Origin of the sequence: Pseudoscardovia radai (assembly GCF_002259605.1) — a bacterium.
Taxonomy (GTDB): domain Bacteria; phylum Actinomycetota; class Actinomycetes; order Actinomycetales; family Bifidobacteriaceae; genus Pseudoscardovia; species Pseudoscardovia radai.
This window is the reverse complement of the sequence record NZ_MWWR01000004.1, coordinates 56,126-78,789: the sequence shown is the minus strand read 5'-3', so window position 1 is coordinate 78,789 and position 22,664 is coordinate 56,126. Positions and strand designations below refer to the sequence as shown.

At 65.9% G+C, this 22,664-nt stretch carries 17 protein-coding genes and 1 tRNA gene; 7 read left to right on the top strand and 11 right to left on the bottom strand.

Annotation, left to right across the window (positions count from 1 at the left end; genetic code table 11):
- The first annotated feature begins 408 nt into the window (after positions 1-408).
- Both PSRA_RS02460 and PSRA_RS02455 read left to right on the top strand, forming a co-directional pair.
- Positions 409-1,551: a hypothetical protein gene (locus PSRA_RS02460; protein ID WP_094660304.1), complete on the top strand. Its 1,143-nt coding sequence runs from the start codon at positions 409-411 to the stop codon at positions 1,549-1,551.
- Position 1,552: 1 nt separating this feature from the next.
- Positions 1,553-1,912: a variant leucine-rich repeat-containing protein gene (locus PSRA_RS02455; RefSeq protein ID WP_094660303.1), complete on the top strand. Its 360-nt coding sequence runs from the start codon at positions 1,553-1,555 to the stop codon at positions 1,910-1,912.
- Between the two features lie 174 nt (positions 1,913-2,086).
- On the opposite strand, the gene PSRA_RS02450 is transcribed toward PSRA_RS02455, so the two are convergent.
- From PSRA_RS02450 to PSRA_RS09310, 7 genes are all read right to left on the bottom strand, one after another.
- On the bottom strand, positions 2,087-3,955 hold the full coding sequence (locus PSRA_RS02450; RefSeq protein WP_094660302.1) for an ATP-binding cassette domain-containing protein: 1,869 nt from the start codon (positions 3,953-3,955) through the stop codon (positions 2,087-2,089).
- Complete coding sequence (locus PSRA_RS02445) at positions 3,952-5,769, bottom strand: ABC transporter permease (protein WP_094660300.1); 1,818 nt, start codon at positions 5,767-5,769, stop codon at positions 3,952-3,954. The genes PSRA_RS02450 and PSRA_RS02445 overlap by 4 nt, the downstream gene beginning before the upstream one ends.
- Positions 5,770-5,882: 113 nt before the next feature.
- Positions 5,883-7,142 (bottom strand): ABC transporter substrate-binding protein, encoded by a 1,260-nt coding sequence (locus PSRA_RS02440; protein ID WP_094660298.1) that lies wholly within the window; start codon positions 7,140-7,142, stop codon positions 5,883-5,885.
- 141 nt (positions 7,143-7,283) lie between these two features.
- Complete coding sequence (locus tag PSRA_RS02435) at positions 7,284-8,348, bottom strand: uroporphyrinogen decarboxylase family protein (RefSeq protein WP_094660296.1); 1,065 nt, start codon at positions 8,346-8,348, stop codon at positions 7,284-7,286.
- Positions 8,349-8,717: 369 nt separating this feature from the next.
- A complete protein-coding gene (gene rsmI, locus PSRA_RS02430) occupies positions 8,718-9,644 on the bottom strand; it encodes a 16S rRNA (cytidine(1402)-2'-O)-methyltransferase (protein ID WP_420820537.1) in 927 nt (308 codons plus the stop codon).
- Positions 9,645-10,018: 374 nt separating this feature from the next.
- The gene (locus PSRA_RS02425) at positions 10,019-10,471 is read right to left on the bottom strand and encodes a hypothetical protein (protein ID WP_094660293.1); all 453 of its coding nucleotides are present in this window, start codon (positions 10,469-10,471) and stop codon (positions 10,019-10,021) included.
- 59 nt (positions 10,472-10,530) lie between these two features.
- Complete coding sequence (locus PSRA_RS09310) at positions 10,531-10,689, bottom strand: hypothetical protein (RefSeq protein WP_158216289.1); 159 nt, start codon at positions 10,687-10,689, stop codon at positions 10,531-10,533.
- Positions 10,690-10,780: 91 nt separating this feature from the next.
- Between PSRA_RS09310 and PSRA_RS02420 the strand changes: the two genes are divergently transcribed.
- The 5 genes from PSRA_RS02420 to PSRA_RS02400 all read left to right on the top strand — a co-directional run bounded on the left by PSRA_RS02420 (position 10,781) and on the right by PSRA_RS02400 (position 17,302).
- Complete coding sequence (locus tag PSRA_RS02420) at positions 10,781-12,571, top strand: dolichyl-phosphate-mannose--protein mannosyltransferase (protein WP_420820534.1); 1,791 nt, start codon at positions 10,781-10,783, stop codon at positions 12,569-12,571.
- 245 nt (positions 12,572-12,816) lie between these two features.
- Positions 12,817-13,512 (top strand): VTT domain-containing protein, encoded by a 696-nt coding sequence (locus PSRA_RS02415; protein WP_094660292.1) that lies wholly within the window; start codon positions 12,817-12,819, stop codon positions 13,510-13,512.
- A 217-nt stretch (positions 13,513-13,729) separates the two neighbouring features.
- Positions 13,730-13,805 (top strand) — tRNA-Ala (locus PSRA_RS02410).
- Positions 13,806-15,001: 1,196 nt separating this feature from the next.
- A complete protein-coding gene (locus PSRA_RS02405; protein WP_094660290.1) occupies positions 15,002-15,331 on the top strand; it encodes a phasin family protein in 330 nt (109 codons plus the stop codon).
- A 300-nt stretch (positions 15,332-15,631) separates the two neighbouring features.
- Positions 15,632-17,302 carry an ABC1 kinase family protein gene (locus PSRA_RS02400; RefSeq protein ID WP_094660288.1) on the top strand — a complete coding sequence of 557 codons (1,671 nt, stop codon included), beginning with the start codon at positions 15,632-15,634 and terminating at the stop codon, positions 17,300-17,302.
- Here PSRA_RS02400 and PSRA_RS02395 read toward each other — a convergent pair.
- The 4 genes from PSRA_RS02395 to pulA all read right to left on the bottom strand — a co-directional run bounded on the left by PSRA_RS02395 (position 17,299) and on the right by pulA (position 22,402).
- On the bottom strand, positions 17,299-18,468 hold the full coding sequence (locus PSRA_RS02395) for a glycosyltransferase family 4 protein (protein WP_094660287.1): 1,170 nt from the start codon (positions 18,466-18,468) through the stop codon (positions 17,299-17,301). The genes PSRA_RS02400 and PSRA_RS02395 overlap by 4 nt on opposite strands.
- Positions 18,469-18,486: 18 nt before the next feature.
- On the bottom strand, positions 18,487-19,542 hold the full coding sequence (locus PSRA_RS02390; protein ID WP_094660285.1) for a hypothetical protein: 1,056 nt from the start codon (positions 19,540-19,542) through the stop codon (positions 18,487-18,489).
- Between the two features lie 83 nt (positions 19,543-19,625).
- On the bottom strand, positions 19,626-20,345 hold the full coding sequence (locus tag PSRA_RS02385) for an HAD family hydrolase (RefSeq protein WP_094660284.1): 720 nt from the start codon (positions 20,343-20,345) through the stop codon (positions 19,626-19,628).
- A 47-nt stretch (positions 20,346-20,392) separates the two neighbouring features.
- Positions 20,393-22,402 carry a type I pullulanase gene (gene pulA / locus PSRA_RS02380; protein ID WP_094660283.1) on the bottom strand — a complete coding sequence of 670 codons (2,010 nt, stop codon included), beginning with the start codon at positions 22,400-22,402 and terminating at the stop codon, positions 20,393-20,395.
- Between the last annotated feature and the right edge of the window lie 262 nt (positions 22,403-22,664).

The window sequence follows — 22,664 nt, the reverse complement described above, 5'->3', positions numbered from 1 at the left end:
GGTACGGCTTGCGCGCATAATCCACGATTCCCCCCAGCCTCCGCACGCCCCGGAATCGCCGCGATCGTCCGAAATCGTCTTAAACGGGTGCCACCACACCCGCCGAACGCCATTCCAAGCACCAAACCAGCCCCAAACCACCCGAAACCGCCTTAAACGGGTGCCACCACACCCGCCGAACGCCATTCCAAGCACCAAACCAGCCCCAAACCACCCGAAACCGCCTTAAACGGGTGCCACCACACCCGCCGAACGCCATTCCGGGCGATCGCAGGCGCGGCATCGAAGGGAGGGCCATCGTGGCCCCTCAGGAAGCACAGTTATCCACAGGGAAGCGGAGTTATCCGCTTATCCACAAATTTTCGCGACACGCTGCGGCCCCGCGCGCCGTCCTGTAGCGTGCGGAACATGACAGATCCACACAGCAATCCCGGGCGCAGCAACGGCGCCGACAGCCTCCTGACCACCGCCCTGCCGAGCGGCGACGCATGGGATGACCTCTGCGGATTCCTTCCATCCCTGCCATACGATGGCACCACTCTCGAATTCGATCCCGCCCCCGGCACCGACGGAATCACGTCACTCGCCAACCCTGACAACCTCACCCTCACCAACCCCACCAACCCCGACGCCCCGCCCATCGTTCGCGAACCCTACACGCGCGGCCCCTACAGCCCCGGCCCGAACGGCGGAATCTACGGGGCCCTGGCACAGAGCACGAGGCCTCGCCCCGCCGCGAAACGCGAGAACGCCCCGCGCCGCATCATCGCGCAGATCCTCAACGAGCCCCGCAAGGCCCAGGCGCTCACCGCCTCCATCGAAGCCCTCCTCTCCCCCAGCGAGGCGGCGCTCGACGAGGCCATCGAAACCGGCGTGCTGCAGGACATCATCCGCCTGCGCCTCGAAACCTCGCCGATCATCCGTGTGCGCGACCTGCCCGGCCCCATGGCCATGCAAACGCTGATCGACCTTGGCATGCTGCAACGCCTGAGCTCCGGCGCCGCGTTCCTGCCTCGCATGGCGCTCACGCTGGAACAGCGCGCGGATATCGCGGGCGCTGTGATGCCGAACCACACCATCGCATGCCTTGAGCTGGCGGCGTGGATCTGGCTCGGCGGCGAGTTCCCGACGACGCTCGACGTCATCACGCCGGCGCGGTTCAACTCATTCGGGCTCAGCGGCGCGTTCACGGCGCACGACTGGCGCATCCGCTGCAAGGAAACGCGCGAAATCAGCGATATGCGCACCACCACGCCGCTGCGCACAATCTGCGACCTCGCGTGCTGCGACGCGGAGGACAGCATCGCGGCGGACGAGGCGCAGCGAATCGTAATCATCGAACGGCTAATGCGCGAGTTCCGCATCCGGCCGGCGCAATGCCTGCGGTCGATCCAGCAGCGGCTGCGCTTCACCGGGCATCCGATTGGCGCCACGCTGATGCGGCGGATCCGCGACGAGTGGGGCGAGGCGCTGGCGGAGTTCGAGAGCTCGAGCGCGACCACAGACGCCGGCACTGACGCAAGCGTGGATGCCAAGGAAGGAGGCGCGTGATATGTCCAGGAGAAAACACGATGGCTGGAAGCAACACAGGAATGTGGTGAGACTCCACGATGGTTCCATCGATGACGAAGCATCTGATGACGGCGCGTTTGACGGCGCCGATGCCGACGGCCAGGGCCCGGACGGCGCTCCGCCCGACAGTCCGGCAACTGCATCGGATCCGCGCACATCGGTCGACGACCTATGGCGCATGGCCGAGCAACCGCATCTGCGTGCATGGATCGTGGCCAACACCTCCGCGCCGGCCGACCTCATCAACGAAATCGCACGCGTCGGCGGCCCCGGCGTGCATCGTGCCCTCGCCATCCTGCGCGAATCCCTCGCCGCCCCCGGCTCCGCCGCCCAGGAATAACACGAGATAGCGCAGGGCATCGCGAAACAACAAACCCGGAACAATGTGATGGCTTACGGACAAAAATCCACGAGTCCGACCCCAAAATCGTGGAAAAATGTCCGCAACCCATCACACTGTTGTGAAGTTGAAAACAATGTGATGGGTTGCGGACAGGTATGCGCAGGTATGCACTCAGCGCGCGCCGCCGAGGTAGGCCTCCCGTACCTCGGGGTCGCCGAGGAGGTCGGACGCGGCGCCGTGCAGGCGAATCCGGCCGTTCTGCAGAACATAGCCGTAGTCGGCCACCGACAGCGCGAGCTCGGCCTGCTGCTCCACCATCAGAACCGACACGCCCAGCTCGTCGCGCAACCGCACGATCTGCTCGAGCACATCCTCCACAAGGCGCGGCGACAGGCCCATCGTCGGCTCATCCATGCAAATCACACGCGGATGGCTCATCAGGGCACGCGCGAACGCCAGCATCTGCTGCTCGCCGCCCGACATCGTGCCGGCCTTCTGGTTGCGGCGCTCCTTGAGGCGCGGGAAGCGCTCGTACATGCGCTCCACATCCTCGCGCACCTGCGCGGCCTGCGCCCGCGTGCGCGTATACGCGCCGACGAGCAGGTTCTCGCGCACGGTCATCTCGGGGAAGATGCGCCGCGCCTCGGGCACGGCCGCGATGCCGCCGCGCACGCGGTCGCGCGTCGATTCGCGCGTGATGTCGCGCCCTTGGTAAAGCACGCGCCCCGTCTTCGGCTCCTTGAGACCGAGGATGGTTTTCATGGTGGTGGACTTGCCCGAGGCATTGCCACCGAGAAGAGACACAATGGCGCCTTCCGGCACACGGATCGTGACCCCTTGCAGCGCATGGGCCTGCCCGTAGTAGACGTTCACGTCATCGAGCGCGAGCAGAGGCGCGATGGAGTCCAGACGACGCGTACCCTCGGTGGCAGGGCCCGCGACGCCATCAGCACCGTCCGCACCCGCGCCTGTGCCCGACTCGCGGTCGATTGCGTTCTCCTTCGCCAGCACATCGCTCTGTCCCTCCCACCTTCCGTGGGCCGAGTCCAAAACCGAAGCCGACGCCGAAGCCAAGTCCGAAGCCGCCGGGCGCGACGGCCGCCGCTTGCCCAGATACGCCTCCACCACCTGCGGGTCGCGGCGCACCTCGTCGGGATCGCCCTGTGCGATGATGCGCCCACCGTCCATGGCGAGCACGCGGTCGGAAAGCGCCGTGACGAGCTCGATTTTGTGCTCGACCAGGAGAATCGTATGGCCCTGCGCCTTGAGGCGCTGCAGAACATGCAGCATCTCCGCAGTCTCGGACTGGTTCATTCCCGCGGTCGGCTCGTCGAGAAGCAGCAGCGTGGGCCCGGAGACCAGCGCGCGGGCGATCTCCGTGCGGCGGCGGTTGGCGTAGGACAGCGTATACGCGGCATCGTCGCGGCGAGGGCCGAGACGCTCGGCGAAGCGCTCGATCTCGGCATCCACATGCCCGGCCACCGCTCTGTTCTCGCGCCTGACCGAGGGCCACGGCACCAGCGAGGCGGCGGCTTCGCCGAGCAGCGGGATCCAGCGCAGCACGGGGATGCGCTGCAGGCCGCGCGCAGGGCGGTTGGCCGTGAGCTTCTTGTGGTAACCGAGCGCGACGTTCTGCGCGACGGTCATGGAGCCGAAGACGCGCCCGTTCTGGAAGGTGCGCGCGAGGCCGTGCGCGGAGGTCTCCGGCGCGGACAGGCCGGCGATGGACCGGCCCTCGAGCTTGATTGTGCCGGCGTCGGGCTTGAGGAAGCCGCTCAGCAGGTTGATGGTGGTGGACTTGCCTGAGCCGTTCGGCCCGATAATCGACAGCACCTCGCCCCGGTGCAGGTCGAAGCTGATGCCGTCGACGGCCTTGAGGCCCTCGAAGGATTTGGCGAGGCCCTCGACATGAAGCACGATGGGGCGGTCGGCGACGGCATCGCGGGCCCCGGCGGACGTCGCGTCGCCGGCGTCCGCGGCCGGGCGTTCGGCGGCGTCATCCACGATATCCCCGGCCTTCGCAATCGTATTGTCCGTCATTGCGCCCTCCTTCGAACGACGAGGCCCTGCGGCCTGAACAGAATGATGACGACGAGCAGAAGCCCATACACGATGACGCGGGCGTCCGCGGCCACGCGCAGCAGCTCCGGCGCGCCGATGAGGATGATCGAGCCCAGCACAGCGCCGAGCGGCGAGTTCATGCCGCCGAGCACGATGATGGTGAGCACAAGCGTCGACATGGTGGTGGTGAAGATGGTGGGGTCGATATACGTGTACTGCGCGGCGAGCAGGCCGCCTGCGATGCCCGCGAAGAACGCCGCGAGCGCATAGGCGAGCGCCTTGTACGCGCCGGAGCGGATGCCGAGCGATTCCGCGGCGTCCTGGTCTGCGCCGACCGCGGCGAAGGTGGCGCCGAGCTGGGAGCGGTGGATGCGCGAGACGATGGCCACCGCGAAGATGAGCACGATGACGTCGAGCAGCAACTGCATCTGCTGCGTGTATAGGAGCTGGCCGAATACGCGCGGCATGGGGATGCCCGAGATGCCGAGGGAACCGTTCGTCAGCGGCGTCCACAGGCGGATGATGGCGACGGTGACCGCGCCCACGCCGATGGTGGCAATGGCCACGTAATGGCCCGACAGCTTCCACACGGGCGCCGTGAGCAGGCTGGCCACAACCGCCGCAACCAGGCCGGCAATCAACAGCGCGAGCAGGAACGGCAGGTGCTGGCGTGTGGTGAGGATGCCGACGGCGTACGCACCCACGGCGATGGAGCCGGCGATGCCGAGCACCGTCTGCCCGGACAGGCCGGAGATCAGCGTCAGGCCCACGGCGGCGATGGCGTAGATGGCCACCTGCGTGCCGACGCCGGAGATGTAGTCGCTGGCGAAGAACGGCACGGCCACGGCCGCGGCGACGAGCAGCAGGTTGCCCCACCAGGGCAGGAACAGCGGGCGCGCCTCGCCCACGAAGGTGCCGGTCATCGGTTCGGAATGCACGGAGTCGCGGCCGCCAAGCAGGCCCTGCGGGCGCAGGATGAGGATGAGCAGAAGCGCGCCGAAGGTGATGAGATCATGCGCGCCGTCACCGAACCAGCTGATGCCGAAGGCCTCGATGACGCCGAGCGCAAGGCCTCCGACCACGGCGCCGGGGATGGAGCCCAGGCCGCCGATGGTGGCCGCGACGAAGGCGGTCATGCCGATGGTGCCGCCGTTCATCGGGTTGACGCTCTGGTTGAACAGGCCCACGAAGATGCCGGAGATGCCGGCGAGCACCGAGCCGATGACGAATGAGAGGTTGCGGATGGAGCCGACCGGCACACCCATCTGGCGCGCCGCGTCCGGGTCCTGGCTGGTGGCGCGGATGGCCTGGCCCGCCTTGCCGTAGGTGAGGAAGGCCCACAGCGCCGCCATAAGCACGATGGCCGTGATGGCCATGACGATGTCGGATGTGCCAAAGCGCAGGCCGCCGAGCTGGAAGTTGTAGGTCTCCAGCAGGTCGGGGAACGGGCGTGTGCGCGTGCCGAAGATCAGCTGCAGGGAGCTGTCGATGATCTGCCCCACGCCGATGGTGGCGAGCAGGGCGGCGATCGGCTTGCGCCCCTCGAGCGGCGAGATGACGATGGCGTTCATGACGAAACCGAGCACGCCCGTCACCGCGATGACGACGAGGGCCGTGGGTGCGAAGCCCCAGCCCATGCCGCCCAGCTGGCACGCCACCATCATGCCCACGGCCACGATCGAGCCCTGGGCGAAGTTCGCCACGTTCGTGACGCCGAAGATCAGCGACATGCCCACGGCCACCAGCGCGTATGCGCTGCCGTGGATCACGCCGGAGAACAGTGTATCGATCATCTTCCTGCCACCTTCATCATCCGCTGGATCATCCGCCTATCGTGTATCGTCCGTTATCGCCTGCCTGCCGCGGGCGCCGGGCAGACGCAGCCACACCGCGCCAACCGCGCGCGTCAGTTCGACGCGCTGTCGGTGTCGGGATCGTATTGCACGAACTTGCCGTCCTTCACGATGAGCAGGATCGGGTCGATGTTGTCGGCGCGCCTGGTCTCGGTGTTGAACTTGAAGGTGCCGCCGTTGCCCTGGTAGAGCGGGAAGTCGGTGACGGTCTGGAGCGCCTGCTGGATGCCGTCGCGCGTCGGCGAGGTCTTGTTCGCCGCGTACGCGAGGTCCTTGATGGCCTGGTAGGCGGTGACCTCGAAGTTGCCGGGGTTGTTGCCGTAACGGTCGTTGAAGGCCTTGACGAAGGCCTGCGCCTTGGAGTCCTTCGTGCCGGTGGCGGAGAAGCTGCCGGTGATGATGGTGCCCTCGGCGTTGCTGCCGGCGTTCTCGAGGAACTCGCTTGTCTCCTGGCCGCCGAAGAACGGGCCGGTGTAGCCGAGCTTGTCGCGCAGCGTGTTCACCACGAGCGCGCCGTCCGGGCCGTAGCCGATGTCGACGATGGCGTCGGGCTGGGCGTCGCGCGCCGGGATGAGGATCGGCGAGAGGTCGGTGGAGTCCGACAGGTACGAGGATTCGTACACGATTTCGGTGCCGTTCTTCTCGGCCTCCTGCTTGAAGAAGTCATACGCCTGCTTGCCCCAGTCGTTCTCGATGTACACGACGGAGATCTTCTTGGCCTTCTTCGCCACCACGTCGGCGTTCGCCTTCTGGTACTGCTCCTGGCTGATCTGCGGCGTCCACACATGGTCGCCGGTGTCGGTGAAGGTGGAGGCCGAGTTGTTGAAGCCATAGTGCACGAGGCCGGCCTGCTGGAAGGTGGGGGACGCGGCGGAGGACGCCGGCGAGGCGTAGTCGCCGACCACCGCGATGACGGACTGGTCGGAGGCGATCTGCGGGGCGATGGATGCGTCCTGCTTGGCGTCGGACTGCGTGTCGTAGTACTTGATGGCGAGCGTCTTGCCGCCGACGCCGCCGTCCGCGTTCACCTCGTCCACGGCGAGATCGAAGCCTTCCTTGAACAGCTTGCCGTATTCGGCGTACTGGCCGGTGGCCGGGTAGATGGCGGCGATGTACACGGTGTCGCCGTCGGCCGCGTTGGAGTTGGCGGAGTCGCCGCCGAGGCCGCAGGCGGAGACGGACAGGAGCGTGGTGGACGCGACGATGGCGGCGAGGGCGGATTTCACGGCCTTGCGCCAGCCGCGGCGGGCCGGGCGGGCGGCGCGGCGCGCGGCGGTGGTGCCGGCGTTGGTGCCGGTGGAGTGGATGGACATGGTTCCTTCTTCTGATGGGTGTTTGTGTTGTGGTTTCTCTGGAATGCGTGGTGCGAAATCCCGCGTCAGACGGCGAAGGATCTACGATTTATGCACATCGTTTGACAACACGATGCGGAAATCGTATGCCCTCCGCGCCTTTCAGCGAGTGGCGCGGGCCTCGCTCAGCGCGCGCAGCGACGCGTCGGACGCGGGCGTCGGCACGGTGCAGCTCGGCGCCAGCAGGAACGGCTTGCCGCGGCGCAGCTCGATTGTTTTGCGCAGCTCCTCGGCCGCCTTCGCGGCGTCGCCGTCGGGCGCGAACAGCGTGTAGCTTGCGCCGCCCACCGGCACGGGGCCGAGCGGGGCGTTGATGTCGGGGTTGCCCTCGAGGAACTGGTCCCAATGCAGGATGTCGGCGCCGACATGCGCAAAGCGCTCGGGGTGCGACTCCTGGCGGCAGGTGTGGAGCAGGATCACGGCGTCGGGGTTCGCATTGCGGATGGCGTCGATCACGATGCGGTCATACGGGGCGGCGAAGCGCGCGTAGGCGTCGTCGTCGAAGTAGTTCTCGCTGGCCGTGCCGGTGACGGCGTAGAAGATGCCGTCGAGGCCGGCGCCGCCGTCCTTGGGATCGCGCACGAGCGTGGCGGCGTAGTCGGCGAGGGTTTCGGCGATGGCTTTCAGGGCCTTCTCGGTCTGCTCGGGGCGCTCCTCGAACAGCTCGCCGAGCTCGATGGTGGGGCGCGCATAGGGGTCGCCCGGGTAGAGCGGCAGGTCGGCGAACTGCAGGAGCACCGACAGCGGCGAGAACACCGTGTCGATCACCGCGCGGCCGTCGAGGCCGGCGCGGATCAGGCGCGCGGCGTCGATCTGCTCGCGCAGCACGGGGTTGGCGGACGGGTCGAGGCGTTCGATGGACTCGACGTCGGCCGCGGACTTGATCACCGTGCTCACCGTGCGCGGGATGACGTAGCCGTTCTGGTAGTCGTTGTGGTCATAGGTGGCGCCCCAGGCCTCGGAGTAGTAGATGGCGCGCGGGTTGACCTTCACCCACTCCCAGTCCCACTTCTTCACGAAGTCGATGGTGGCCTGTGCGAAGTCGTCGGCGCCGTATTCGTGGCCGATGAGATGCTGCCACGCGCTCACGAGGTACGGAGCGGGGCTTTCCTCGGCGGTTTTCCCGGATGCGATGGCGCGAAACGCCGCCTTCCTATCGATGCCCATGGGGTCCTCCTTCTCTTAGGTTCTGGCTTGCGGCCCGGGCTTTGCGGCCCGATTGGCCGAGCCAGGTCGAGCTGCCACTGGACCCCCACTTAACACGCTTTTCTCCGGAAACTCAGCGAGGCCGCTATATCGGTTTCTTATGGCGGCTTCCACGCGGCGCCCCTCGCCCACACCCCCTCCCACAGTCGCCCTCACTGGTTACCCCCGTGCCAGCGTTCAGAAATTCATAACAATGTGATGGATTACGGACAAAAATCCACGATTTGGGGGCTCGAAACCCTCGAAAATGTCCGCAAGCCATCACACTGTTACGGGGAGGGAGGTCTGTTACGGGAGGAGTCTGTTACGGGAGGAGAGGGAGACCCAAGATCAGGCACTGTCGCGCAGGGAGAGGGAGGCCTGGTAGACCTCCTTGCGGTTCGGGAACGAGCCGTCGGGCAGCGGATGCTCCTTGACAACCTCGGCAATCGCGTCCTTGATGCGCACGCCCTCGGACTTCGCGCGCTCCTGCGCCAGCCGCGCGAGCTGCTCGGCCGTAAGCACCTCGGGCGATGCCTCGTTCACGTCCTCGGCCGACGCGCCGGCCAGCACGAGCACGATTTCGCCGCGCGGCGGGTCATCGATCACGCCCTGCCGGATCTGTCCGATCGTGCCGCGCCGCACCTGCTCGTAATCCTTGGTCAGCTCACGGCACAGCGCCATCTGACGGTCGGGGCCGAACGCCGCAAGCAGCGCATCCATCGTCTCCGCAATGCGATGCGGCGCCTCATAAAACACCATGGTGCGCATTTCGTTGTGCAACGAGCGCAGCCGCTGCTCACGGTCACTCGCCTTGCGCGGCACAAAACCTTCGTAGCAGAAGCGGTCAGTAGGCAGGCCGGCGAGCGCCAATGCATCCAGCACGGCGGAGGGCCCCGGGGCACAGGTCACAGGCAGACCGCGTTCAATAGCGCGGCGCACGATGGCCAGGCCGGGGTCGTTAATCGTGGGCATCCCGGCATCGGAGACAAGCAGCACAGTGGCGCCGCCCTCCACTTCGTCCAGCAAGGAATCGGCCTTCTGCCGCTCGTTGTGATCATGGTTCGCCACCACCCTGCCGTTGACGTGCACACCCAGGCGACGGGCAAGGTCATACAGGCGACGCGTGTCTTCCGCAGCGACGATATCCGCCTGCTGCAGCAGGGCGATGAGGCGCAGCGAGGCATCACCGGTATTGCCAATAGGCGTTGCGGCGAGCACGACGCAACCATGCGGAACAGGGATGCCTGCGGCAACTTCGCCGTCGCGGCTTTGGATCGGCGTCGCATCGTCCTGCACGTCGGCGGGCGCAGGAGCGGAATCAGGAGTGGACGCAGCGGATGTCGTGGAATCAGCGGGAATCACAGGCGCCGCGGAAGCTGCAGACGCCGCGAGCGCGCCCTGATTGCTCAATACTGGTTTGCCTGCGGATGCCTCCACCCTTCTCGACGATTCTCCGCGATTCGACACGAGTCCTTCATAATCATCGCCATGCGCATATTTCATGTCTCCAGTATCCACCACCCCGCGCATAACTCCGCCGGCAGCCAACCCACGCCACCCTCAACCGCGTGCGCGCCTGGATACACAGCTCTTACGCCGCGCGTCTGCGTACACAGCGCAAGCGCGCACACGGCCGGTGCGCATCTGATTCAGGCGCGAACCGTCTCTATGAGCGAAGCAACGGCAAATATCGCAAAGCCAGCAGCGAAGGCAAACATCGCAGCATCAGAAAGGTGCATGCACAGCAGCACGATGCCAACGACCGCAAGCACAGCGAGGACCACCCACAGCACGATTCGCCACGTTGAAGCCTGGTTATGTGCGAGTTCCGCCTGCCCTTGCGCTTGATTCCCCCGCGCATCCCTCTGTACACGCCCCTGAGCGTCAGCCTGAGCAGAAGCCTGGCTCTCCGCAGTCAGCCTGTCTACCACGCTCCCGCCGGCCCGTCGATTCACGATATCGCCGATGAGCGCACCGAGCAGCATCACCTCGACGCCCTGCAAAGCCATGTGCATTTTGAAATTCATGACGAGACCGATAATCAATGTGGCCCACACAATGACCGTCCCGACGATTTTCCAGACTTTTCCAGAATCCTTCACGAGTCTCCCTTTCTCGAAGCCACATTGTTTCGGCATGGCAACAGCCTACGCCCCTGTCATCATGCGAAGCAAGCCGACCTGACGCTTCCGATACCCGTAAGTTCAGCAGCGAGCTCCACGGCGCCAGATGGCGCGGCCTTCGACGATACGATGTCCGACGATTCGATATCCGACGATTCGATGTCTGCGTTCCGCGGGTCGTTCTCGATGTTTTCCATGCCTCCAAGTATCCACCCGGCCCGGCCCGCGCGCCCCATCCGGCTTCGAAATCCGCTCCGGCATTCGGCTCAGGGCTGTAAGGTGAGAGGCATGAATCCTCTTGATGAAACCGACTCGCCGGCCGAAGGCGGCCTGCGGCAGCCGGCGCAGACGCCGGGCGCGGCGGATGCATCGTCCGCCCTTGCCGCGCCCGCGCCCACCGCCTCCGCACTTGTCGCGACCGCCATCGCCGCCACCACCCCGCGCCGCTCGCGCCCGTGGGACCGCCTCTCCTACCGCGCGCAGTGCTGGATCGTGCCGACGCTTATGGCCCTTTTCGGCGGATTCCTGCGCTTCTTCCGCCTCGGCACTCCGCATAGCATCACCTTTGACGAAACGTATTACGTCAAGGACGCCTGGTCCATGATGATGACCGGCGAGGCGCGCAACTGGCCGAAAGCCATCGACGGCATCAAAATCGACACGCTCTTCGCACAAGGCCAGATCTACCTATACCAATCCGACGCGGAGTACATCGTGCATCCGCCGTTCGGAAAATGGCTTATCTCCATCGGCCTCAAGCTTTTCGGCGGCGCCACCAACCCCTTCGCGTGGCGCGCCAGCAGCGCCATCGCCGGCACCATCGCCATCCTGCTCATCTGCCGCGTGGCGCTGCACCTGTTCCACAACCTCACGCTCGCCGCGATGGCGGGCCTGCTTATGAGCGTCGACGGCGCGGGCATCACGATGAGCCGCATCGGCATCCTCGACATCTTCATCATGGTGCTGGTGCTCGGCGCCTTCCTGTGCCTGCTCAACCACCGCGACTGGGCGCTGAAACGCCTCGAGGCCGCGCACGAACGGGACGTGGCGATACCCGGCAATGTGATCCGCACCGTTGCGCTCAAGCCGCGCGAGCGCCGGGGCGAGGGCGGCGCATACGATTCGAGCGGCAAGCCGATGGTGCGCCTGGTCGTGGCGTCGTCAGGGCCGGTCGTAGCGTTCTCGTGGTGGCGCGTCGGCGCCACCGTGCTGCTGGGCCTGGCGACCGGCGTGAAGTGGTCGGGCACGTACTTCTTCGCCGCCTTCGCCGTGGCGTCGGTGCTCTGGGACGGCTACAACCGCCGCCGCGTGGGCTACCGCCGCTGGTTCGGCGCGCTGGTGGCGAAGGACGGCCTGCTCGCCGCGCTGTACATGGTGCCGATGTACATCGGCACGTATTTCCTCGACTGGCTCAACTGGTTCATCCACCCGGATTCGTATATGCACAACTGGGCCGCCACGCATCCAGGCGAGGGCGTGACCTGGCTGCCGGAGGGGCTGCGCTCGTTCGTGCAGTACCACATCACGATGTGGAAGTTCCACACCTCGCTCGACAGCCCGCACGCCTACAAGGCCAACCCCCTGACGTGGCCGCTGCAGACGCGCCCGACGAGCTTCTACTGGCAGAAGGTGCAGGGGCATCCGGGCCTGTGCTCCACCCAGCCCGGCTCGCAGTGCGTGTCGGCCATCACGTCGCTGGGCAACCCGGTGCTGTGGTGGGTCGCGACGGCCTCGCTCGTGCTCACGCTGATCATCGCGATCATCGTGCGGCGCGGCGACTGGCGCGCGCTCGCCGTGTGGATCGGGCTCGTGGGCGGCTGGATGCCGTGGTGGCTGTACCTCAACCGCACCACGTTCACGTTCTATTCCATCGTGATCCTGCCATGGATGATTCTCGCGATCTGCTATGTGCTCGACTGGATGCGCACGAATATGAGCCGCTTCGCGTATCGGTGGATAGCCGGCGGCACGATGACCGTGATCGTGCTCGTAAGCGTCTACTTCTACCCGATCTGGACCGCCATGCCGATTCCTTACGATTTCTGGCTCCAGCACATGTGGCTCCACTCCTGGATCTGATGCGCGGCGTGGACGGGCGGGGCGGGGCGCCAACTGCAGGCGCCGGTCCCGCCCCAAATGTGACCCAAATGTGACCCAAATGTGACAGGTACGCATAGACAGATGCCAGGACCGCCATTCATCCCCGGGCGCTACTAATTTGTCATTCGGCGCATGGGGCAACCGCAGCGCCGCATATCGTCGCCGCATATCGTCGCGACACCGACACCGACAACTCCGAAAGGCTCATTCCCGAAAGGTTCACCGTGGGCATCGTCAATTTCTTCATCAACCTTCTCAAGAACCCGCGTGGCGCCATCGCCGGCTGGATCGCCATGGGTGTCGCGCCCACGCTGGGATTCATTTTCCTGATCGTGTTCATTGAAACGGGTGTCGTGTTCTTCCCGTTCCTGCCGGGCGATTCGCTGCTGTTCGCCGCCGGATGCTTCGCCGCCGTCGACGCGACGACCGGTAAGGCCGCCCTGCCGTTGAATCTGCTGCTGCCGGTCGTATGGGCCGCGCCGATCATCGGCGACGAGTGCAATTTCTTCATCGGTCGCTTCTTCGGCACGCGCATCATCGAATCCGGCAAGGTCAAGGCCATGACGCCCGAGCGCATCGACAAGACGCAGGCCATGATCGACAAGTGGGGCCCGCTTGCCGTCTTCCTCGGTCGCTTCTTCCCGTTCATCCGCACGTTCATGCCGTTTATCTCGGGCATCTCGGGCATGAAATGGCGCCGTTTCGCGCCGTTCAGCGTGCTTGGCGGTCTCGTGTGGTCGTCGCTGTTCACGCTGCTCGGCTACTTCTTCGGCGGCGTGCGGTTCGTGCAGGAGCATTTCGAGCTGGTGATCGTCTTCATCCTGCTCATTTCGCTGGCGCCGACGGTGATCGGCCTGGTCAAGGCGAAGTTCGGCAAGAAGAAGAGCGCGGGCGCTGACGCGGAGGGCGAGACCGCCTGAAAACAATGTGATGGCTTCCGGACACAAATCCACGATTTCGAGGCCAAAATCGTCCGAAAATGTCCGCAAGCCATCACAGTGTTCCGGCCGACGATTCACGATTCCCCAACCTCTTCTCCCTTCCCCTCCCGTATCTCTCCTTCCGCCCACCCGGCGCGGCGGATTTGCATACTCGGCAATCGCGTTGTACAATTGCCACTTGTGTGCTGATGCACATGGGGCTATAGCGCAGTTGGTAGCGCGTCTCCTTCGCATGGAGAAGGTCGGGGGTTCGATTCCCCCTAGCTCCACCACCGCCTGCTGGCGCCGATTCGGCCCAGCAGGTTTTTGTTTTCCGGCGTCGCCTTTTCCGGTGTCGCCGTCCCGTTTCACCGCCGACTTTCCGTGGGACGGGCAGCATCGCGTGCCAGACGTGCTGGCTCGGCATGGCTACCGGGTTCTCTCCCCCGAGGTCGGACAGCGGACAATGCCCGACGGACTCGCGGCTGACACACTTCTCGGCGGCAGGGACGAAGATGAATCAGGCGTAGCGCACACCATCTTCGACGCGTGGTTCCACTGGGTGGACTAGAGGAGGATGAACTAGCGGATGCGCAGGTCGAGGGGGCGTTCAGTGTGAGCGTTCGCTCACACTGAACCGACCTGACCCGGCAGAAACGGGCTGGACTTGGGGTCAACGCCCTTCACCGCACACAAACACTCACACCGAACGGGCCCGAGCCCACAAAAGCGGTCCCAAACCGGGGTCAACGCCCTTCAGTGTGAGCGTTCGCTCACACTGAAGGTTCGCCGCGAGGCGGAGAGCGGAGAATCGGGGTGTTGTGAGGGGTGCGTCGGAGAAATCGTTGGGGGAATCGTGCTTCATGGCGAAGAAACCTCGCCACGAGCACCGACCACCGGCGCGAGAGCGGCCGGCAGAGGAAAAATCGTGCCTCAAGGCGAAAAATCCTCGCCATGAACCACGATTTTCCCATCTCCACAGCCAACCCCGGCCAAAACCACCCCTCACGGCGAAAAATCCTCGCCATGAACACCCGAAACGGCTGCCGGCGCTTGCCTCCTTGGGAAAATCGTGCCTCATGGCGAAAGATCCTCACCACGAGCACCAACAACCGCCATCCCAAGCCGACCGCCGCGGGAAAAACACCCTCATGGCGAAGAAACCTCGCCACGAGCACCGCCCACCGGCGCGAAACCACCCCGCCCAAGCACAAACCGACCCTCGCGGCGCACAATCTTCGCCACGAACCGGTGCGGAAGAGACCGCGTCGTGCCGCGGATGAGGTGTCGCCGCGTAGTACAGTGGAGACAGGCAAGGAAGCCGCATTCGCGGACTCAGCCGAATCCGAAAAAACGCGGCCTTACCGCGCAAAACCACGGCCTCGCCGCCTCACGCCGTGCGCACCGCGCACGCCGCAACACCGCAGCACCGTGCGCACCGCGCACACCGCGCACACACACGAGACCGCATAACGCAAAGGAGACAACAATGGCTGGATTCGAAGACCTGGGAGAGGGCGCCCGCAAGATTTTCCTGGCCGGCGTCGGAGCCATCGCCATGAGCGCCGACAAGAGCAAGGAGATCATCGACGACCTCGTGGCCAAGGGCGAACTGACGGTCGAACAGGGCAAGCAGCTCAACACCGAGCTCAAGCGCAAGGCGAAGGAAGCCACGAGCGCGTCCGAAAGCGACGCCCTCGAGAATCGCATCAAGAACATGAGCGAGGAGGAGCGCGCGGAGTTCGTCAAGAAGGTCAACGCCTTCGCCAAGCAGGCGGATGCCGAGGACGCGGCGAAGGACGCGAAGTCCGCCGAGTGACCGCCCCAGGGGCCGCGTTCCGCAAGGAGGCGGCCCCTTGCCGTGCTGCGCGGTGAGACTGCGCGGTGAGACTGCGCGGCGGCGTGTGGTGCGGCTGTAGGAAAATCCACGATTCCCCCCCCCCACCGTTCCTCCAGGAAAGGCACCTCACGATTGCTCCGCGGGGCACGGGGGCATGATGAACACGACGCCGCCGGACGATCTGCGTAGCCGCCGGACGGCCTGCGTAGCCGCCGACGACGCAGGCGGGCTCCCCCACCCTCCCCGCGCACCAACACCACACCCATACGGAAAGAACGAATGAGCGACAGCAAGCAACCGATGTTCTTCAAAAGCCAGGCGGAGGGCCCAAGCGAGCATTTCACACGCCGCTCCAAGCTCCACCGCCTGCACGAGATCATGCACGTCGCCATGCAGTACGACCTGTTCAGCGACATGACGCCGGTGAAGATGCGTCGCATGTTCGAGGCGCTCGGCCCGAGCTTCGTGAAAGCCGGCCAGATTCTGTCGATGCGCTCCGAAATCCTTCCGCAGGAGTACTGCGACGAGCTGGCCAAGCTGCGCGCCGACGCGTCGCCCATGCCGTTCCAGACGGTGCTCGACACGCTGGGCCACGAGTTCGGCCGCCCCATCGGGGAATTGTTCGACAGCATCGACCCCACCCCGCTGGGCTCGGCGTCGCTGGCGCAGGTGCACAAGGCCACGCTGCTCGACGGATCCGTGGTGGCCGTCAAGGTGCAGCGTCCCGGCGTGCGCGAGATGATGGCGCAGGACATCGACATCATGCGCTCCATCGTGCGCTTCGTGCGCCGCGTGTCGGGCGCGAACCAGTTCATCGACCTCGAGGGCGTGGTGCAGGAGCTGTGGGACTCCTTCCGCGCGGAAACCGACTTCCTCAACGAGGCCCAGAACCTGCTGGACTTCCGCGCCTTCTCCGAGAACTACGCGTATATGACATGCCCGCGCCCGCGCATGGAGCTGTGTACGTCGCATGTGGTCACGATGGATTACATCGACGGCATCTCGATCGCGCACCCCGAGCAGCTGACGGCCGCCGGCTACGACCTCGAGGAAATCGGCACGAAGCTCGTCGACAACTACGCCTCGCAGGTGCTCGACGCCGGCTTCTTCCACGCCGACCCGCACCCGGGCAACATCATCATCTCCGACGGCAAGATCGTGCTCATCGACCTGGGCCTTATGGGCCGCCTGAGTCCGCGCGTGCGCAACCTGATGAAGGATATGATCTTCGCGGTCGCCGCCCGCGACTCGCACAAGCTCATGGACGGCCTGCTGCGCCTGACCGACGCGCGACGCATGAGCCCGTCGGAAACATCGTCCCTTCTCGAGCAGCTCGACCGCATCATCAGCGAATACGGCACGGTGGACCTGCGCGACCTCGACATCGCTGAGTTCACGAACTCCCTCGTCCACCTGTGCTCGCGCTTCAACCTCGAGGTGCCGAGCAGCGTCACGATGGTGGCGCGCGGCCTGGTGACGCTCGAAGGCGTGCTCGACGAGTTCCTGCCCGATGCGAATATGATCGAGATCATCCGCGACCACATCACGCGCTCGACATCGTTCCGCGGCAAGGCGAAGGAGGAGGCCGCGTCGCTCGGCGCGGAAAGCCTGCACGCGCTGCACAGCACGCTGAGCCTGCTGTCGGAGGCGAACGAGGCCACGCGCATGCTTACGCGCGGCGAACTCAAGGCGAATGTGGAGATCGTGGGGTCGCAGAACCCCATCAGCCAGCTGTCGGCCGTCATCGACCGCCTCGTTATGGCGTTGATCGTGGTGGGCCTGTACGTGGGCTCGTCCATCGTGTATTACGCGGGCATGAAGCCGCTGGTTTTCGGCATTCCGATCATCGGGTTCATGGGGTACATCGTGGCGTTCGCGCTGTCGGTGTGGATCGTCATCGATATCTTCGTGCAGAACCACCGTCTCAAGAAGGCGAACGCGCAGAACTAGGCGCGAATCGTGCGCGCTGCCTGCGCCTCGGCGTACATATCCAGCAGCGTGCCCGCCACGGAGCGCACATCGTAGCGCGGCAGCAGCGTCTCGCGCTCCCACGCGCCCGCCTCCGCGGCCCAGCTCTCGTCGGTCACGGCGCGGGCGATGGCGCGCGCCATGGCCTCGGCGTGGTCGGGACCGGTGGTGTCGAGCAGAACGTCGTCGCGCCCCATCATGGTGGAGCGGTAGCCGGGGTTGTCGCCGGCAAGCACCACGCCCGAACCGGCCGCAATGGCCTCGAGCAGCACTATTCCGAACGATTCCGCGCCCGTTGCGGGGAACACGGCCACCTGCCCGGACGCAAGGAACGCCGCCTTGCCCTCCTCGGAGATCCTGCCGGGGAAATCGATCCTCGTCCGCAGCCCCGCCGCGCGGGCGCGGGCGGATTCGAGCAGCGGCCCGCCGCCGGCCATCGTCACATGCATGTCGTCGGGGAACAGGCCGTGCGCCTCGCCCCATTCGAGCGCGTCGAGCAGCACGCCCACGCCCTTGCGCTCCACAAAGCGCCCGAGGAACACCACATGGTGCGGCTCGGGCCGCACGTCGCCAGCGCCGGCGCGCATGGCCTCCACATCGATGGGATTGGGCACCACGGTGGCCGTGACGCCGGCCGTGCGGCGCGCGTAGTCGGCCGCCACGCTGGAGACGGCGAGGGAGCGCGTCACGTAGCGCGCGGTGCGGGCGTCGATCACACGCCCCAGCGCCATGCCGCCGGCCATGGCGATGCCGGAGTCGACGGCGATGTGGTACGTGGCGAAAACAGGCGTAAGCGGCGTCAGACGATGCGCCGCGGCCAGCACCTTGCCCGACATGAACGGCGAATACGGCGCCTGCACATGGAGCACGTCGAAGCGCTCGCGCGTCAGGAGCGCGCGGATGGCGCGGTCGGAGGACGGCAGCGGGATGCGCATACGATTCCCGTTGAACTTCACCGGCACGTTGCGCGCCAGCGGGTGAATCGTGGCGAAATCCCAAGCGGGGTCGGACTGCGCGGCCCGCGTCTGCCCGACCAGATAGTGCACATCGTGCCCACGCCGCGCGTATTCGCGGCCAAGCATGCGGATATGCTGCTGGATGCCATCGGGCGCGTCCAGCGTGTCATCGAAAACGAAAGCGATCTTCATCCTGAGCCTTTCCCGGGCCTACAGCAGCCCCTGGCACGCCGACAGGCCGAGCCCCAGCATCACCAGCGGAATCGCCACATACCACACGTAACGGCCCCAGGAATGCGCGTAACCGTCCTCGTCGTTGTGGAAATGCACGATGAGCACGCCGACGGCCGGCGCGAGCGCCTCGAGCGCTCCGATGGCGGCGGCGAGCATGGTCATCGTGTTCTCGTGGTAGCGCAGGCCGTAGAACAGCAGCACGAAGACGAACATCATGAGGCCCGTCGGGAAAAGGGTGCCGACCTGGCCGATGTTGAGCATCCAGACCCACAGGAACGATGCGAACAGCAGCAGGATGCGCAGCAGGCCCGCGGTGCCGGCAGACAGCCACACGTCCGCCTTCGGGCCCTCGCCTTCGACGGGCGCCTGGTGGCGGCGGATCCAGCGCAGGCAGATCAGCACCAGCGCGCACAGCGCGAGCGCCCACACGGGGTTCTGCGTGTACAGGTTGAACCAGGGCTTCGGCGCCGTGGAGCCGTACAACGCACCGACGAGCGTGCCGTTGCTTCCGGAGTGTTCCTGGTAGCGCCACGTGACAAGGTCCCACGGCACCTCGCAGACCACGGCGAGAATAAGCAGCGACCAGAAAAGGCGCCATCCGTGGCGGGGCTTGGCGCCGGCGTCTGTGTTTGCGTTCGCGGCGGCGGGGCGCTTCGCGCGGCCTTCCTCGGCCCCGTCCTCGTCCCTACGCGCGGGAACGGAGGTCTCGAGCTCGCCCACCTCCATGCGGAAGCGGCTCACCAGCAGCCACGCGTAGATCGGCAGCGAGACGAGCAGGCACGCAAGGCATACGATGATGGCCGACAGGCTGCCGAAATCGGCTTCGCTGCTGTTGGCGGGCAGACTCGCCGACAGCACCGACGTGCCGTACAGGCCGATGACGAGGAACACGCCGGCGAACAGCGCCAGGCCGCGCTCCGAAAGGCCGCGGCGGCGCCGGCGGCGCGGCTTCTTGCGCGTGCTGGCGTTGCCGAGGTCGGCCTCGTAGCTCGATTCCTCGCCATCGGGGTTGCTATAGCTGAAAAGCGCCACTGGATGTCCTTTCGCGTCTGCGCGCCGCCATGGCGCCATCGTCTCTACCGTGCCAGCTTACGCGGCGCGGCCGCCCCGTTCCTCTACTTCCGCTCTTCGATGAACCGCAGCAGACCCGCGTAGTCGGCGCCGTCGAACTGCGCCACCGCGGCCGGGGCGTCACCGAACCAGTCGCTTGTGTGCAGGTAGGCGGCGTCCATGCCCACGCGGCGCGCGCCCTCGATGTCGGCTTGCGGATCGTTGCCCACCATCAGCGTGTGCGCGGGATCGGCGCCCGTCGTCTCCAGCGCGAGGCGGTAGAAGTTCTCCGACGGCTTCTTCCAGCCCGCCTGCGAGGAGATGAAAATCGTGTCGAGATGCGGCACAAGGCCGAATTTCTCGAGCTCGGGCATGGTGTACAGCTTCTGCGCGTTGCTCAGCAGCACTGTGCGGCGGCCGGAGGCGCGCAGGGCGTCGAGCAGACCGATGGCGCCGTCGTAGAGCTTGATGTAGTCGGTGGAGCCGTCGCGGAAGGCCCACGCGGCATCGGCCACCATGTCGTCGGTGGCGCCGATGCCCTTGAGCGCGAAGAGGTTGCGGTACACGGGCGCGAGGTCGAGCTCGTGGTCGGGGCGCGCGGATTCGCGCATCTCGAGCGCTGCCTGCTCGTCGGCGAAGGCGCGGCGCAGCTCGGCGAGCGACGCGTACTCGGCGCCGTGTGCGTGCAGGGCATCGCGCAGCGCCGTCCATGCGCCGTCGGCCTGCTCGTCGGTATGCAGGTCGATGAGGGTGCCGTACAGGTCGAAGAAGATGGTGGAATACATTGCGGTGTGTCCTTTTGTGCGGGTTGTGCAGGAGCGGTGGCGCGGGGTCAGTCCTGAGCTTCGGAGACGAGGAAATCGTGTGCCGGAACGATGTAGCTGCCCTCGGAATGCACGCCGCTGCGCACGGCGCAGGCGGCATCCGTCGGGTTCAGCGCCACCAGATGCGTGCCGACGCGGAACGCCACCACGCGCGGATCGTCGGTCGGCACGGCCGTGCGCACGCCGTCGGCGAAGGCCGGGTCGCTGCCGCGCGCGGCGATGAGCTGGCGGTACGTCGAGACGAGCCAGCCCATGCGCTCGGCGCGCTCCCAGAAGATCACGTTGTCTTCGAACGGGCCGTTGTAGGAGTTCGAGTTGCCGTGCTTCGTGCGGCCGAATTCCTCGCCGCTCAGGAAGAACGGCAGGCCGGCGGAGGTGAGCACCGCGGCGGCCGCGAGGCGGTTGGCCGCCACGATGTCGTCGACGCGTCCGGCGACGGCATCGTAATCGTCGGCCGTCGGCTTGCCGCCGCGCATCGTGATGCACAGCTTGTCCCACAGCGTCAGGTCATCGTGCGACGACACATACTGCACCATCTGCCGCGCCTCGTGACGTGGCAGGCGGCCACTCGTGCGCCACGCGTCGGCGGCCTCCACCATCAGCGGGGCGTATTTCTCCGCCGCGCCGTTCACGTAGCCGGGCACGAGCTGATCGTGCACATGGCCCTTGATGGTGTCTCGCGAGGCGTCGCAGAATGCGCCGATATGCTCGTCGAGCTCGTCGAGGTTCGCGTTCGTCGACAGCGGCAGGTCGGGATTGTGGTTGGCCGGGGTGTCCTTCGCGAACCATGGCTCGCCGTAGAGGATGTAGTCCTTGCCGTCGCCGATGCCTTCGAGCTGTGCGCGCACCTGGCGCATCGTGTCGACGTCGATGAGGCCCATGAGGTCGAAGCGGAAGCCGTCGATATGGTATTCGCGCGCCCAGTATTCCACGGAGTCGGCGATGTACTTGCGCATCATCGGCTTCTCGGAGGCCATGTCGCAGCCGCAGCCGGAGCCGTTCGTGAAGGCGCCGTGCATGTCGCGGCGGCAGAAGTAGCCGGGCACCGTGCGCTCGAACCAGTTGTCGGTGGTGTACATGTGGTTGTAGACCACGTCCATGATCACCTTGAAGCCGGCCTTGTGCAGGGCCTGCACCATCTGCTTGCACTCGCGGATGCGCACGGCGCCGTCGAAGGGGTCGGTGGAGTACGAGCCCTCGGGCACGTTGTAGTTCACGGGATCGTAGCCCCAGTTGTAGCCGCGGTTCATGCGCGGGGCGGCTTCGTCGACGGAGCCGTAATCGTACATCGGCTCGATCTGCACGCAGGTCACGCCGAGGTTTTTGAGGTAGTTCACGCAGGTGGGCGTCATGCCCGCGCCGTCGAGCGTGGTGTCGGGGTGGGTGAAGGCGAGGAAGGTGCCGAGGTGCTCGCGCGGCACGCCGCTGCGCGGGTCGGCGGAGAAGTCCACCACGTGGGTCTCCCACACCACGAGCTTGTTGGCGGGGATCTCGGGCGCGCGGTCGTCGGCCCAGCCCTCGGGGTCGGTGCGCTTGAGGTCGATGACCATCGAGCGCTTGCCGTTCACGCCGGCGGCGCGGGCCCAGGGGTCGGCGGAGACGGTGACGGTTCCGTCATCGAACTGGATGGCGAAATCGTAATACGTGCCGTCGAGGTTCTCGGGCACGCTGGCGCGCCAGACGCCGGTGGATTTGAAGGCGGCGTCATGCGCCATCTCGTAGGTGGCGAAAGGCGCGAAGGCTGAGGATTCCAGCGCCGCCGCGTCGCCGACGGTGGCGGGGTCGAAGGCGGACGATTCTGCGGTTCCGTTCGTGGCCGCGAGGTCGCGCGCACGGCGGTTCCTCTCCTCGACGATTTCCTCATCGGAGCCCTTGCGATACAGGCGCACCGTCACGGCTGCGGCCGTCGGCGCCCAGAGACTGAAAATCGTCGAATCATCGCGCAACACCGCGCCGAGATCGTGACCGTGGTACTCCGCGGTGATGTCCTGAGCCAAAGCAACTGCATGAAGAGCCATTTCCACTCCTGAGAGAGCCAACACGACGCGACCCATCCTAACCCAGCTCCCCAGACCACGCCCCGTGTCTCCTCCGGGTCTCGCCGGACTGTGCGGAGCGCCCGCTCTGTCCGCGGACGTGGCTCACCATGTCCGCAAGCCATCACACTGTTGCCAATTCCACAACAATGTGATGGGTTACGGACAAAAATCCACGATTTCGGGGCCAAAATCGTCAAAAAATGTCCGCAAGCCATCACACTGTTCTGGAAGGGGCACATCG

Excerpts from the sequence above, each read along its gene's own strand:
- PSRA_RS02460 (WP_094660304.1), top strand. The coding sequence starts at position 409 with ATGACAGATCCACACAGCAATCCCGGGCGCAGCAACGGCGCCGACAGC.
- PSRA_RS02455 (WP_094660303.1), top strand. The coding sequence starts at position 1,553 with ATGTCCAGGAGAAAACACGATGGCTGGAAGCAACACAGGAATGTGGTG.
- PSRA_RS02450 (WP_094660302.1), bottom strand. The coding sequence starts at position 3,955 with ATGACGGACAATACGATTGCGAAGGCCGGGGATATCGTGGATGACGCC.
- PSRA_RS02445 (WP_094660300.1), bottom strand. The coding sequence starts at position 5,769 with ATGATCGATACACTGTTCTCCGGCGTGATCCACGGCAGCGCATACGCG.
- PSRA_RS02440 (WP_094660298.1), bottom strand. The coding sequence starts at position 7,142 with ATGTCCATCCACTCCACCGGCACCAACGCCGGCACCACCGCCGCGCGC.
- PSRA_RS02435 (WP_094660296.1), bottom strand. The coding sequence starts at position 8,348 with ATGGGCATCGATAGGAAGGCGGCGTTTCGCGCCATCGCATCCGGGAAA.
- PSRA_RS09310 (WP_158216289.1), bottom strand. The coding sequence starts at position 10,689 with ATGGAAAACATCGAGAACGACCCGCGGAACGCAGACATCGAATCGTCG.
- PSRA_RS02420 (WP_420820534.1), top strand. The coding sequence starts at position 10,781 with ATGAATCCTCTTGATGAAACCGACTCGCCGGCCGAAGGCGGCCTGCGG.
- PSRA_RS02405 (WP_094660290.1), top strand. The coding sequence starts at position 15,002 with ATGGCTGGATTCGAAGACCTGGGAGAGGGCGCCCGCAAGATTTTCCTG.
- PSRA_RS02400 (WP_094660288.1), top strand. The coding sequence starts at position 15,632 with ATGAGCGACAGCAAGCAACCGATGTTCTTCAAAAGCCAGGCGGAGGGC.
- PSRA_RS02395 (WP_094660287.1), bottom strand. The coding sequence starts at position 18,468 with ATGAAGATCGCTTTCGTTTTCGATGACACGCTGGACGCGCCCGATGGC.
- PSRA_RS02385 (WP_094660284.1), bottom strand. The coding sequence starts at position 20,345 with ATGTATTCCACCATCTTCTTCGACCTGTACGGCACCCTCATCGACCTG.
- pulA (WP_094660283.1), bottom strand. The coding sequence starts at position 22,402 with ATGGCTCTTCATGCAGTTGCTTTGGCTCAGGACATCACCGCGGAGTAC.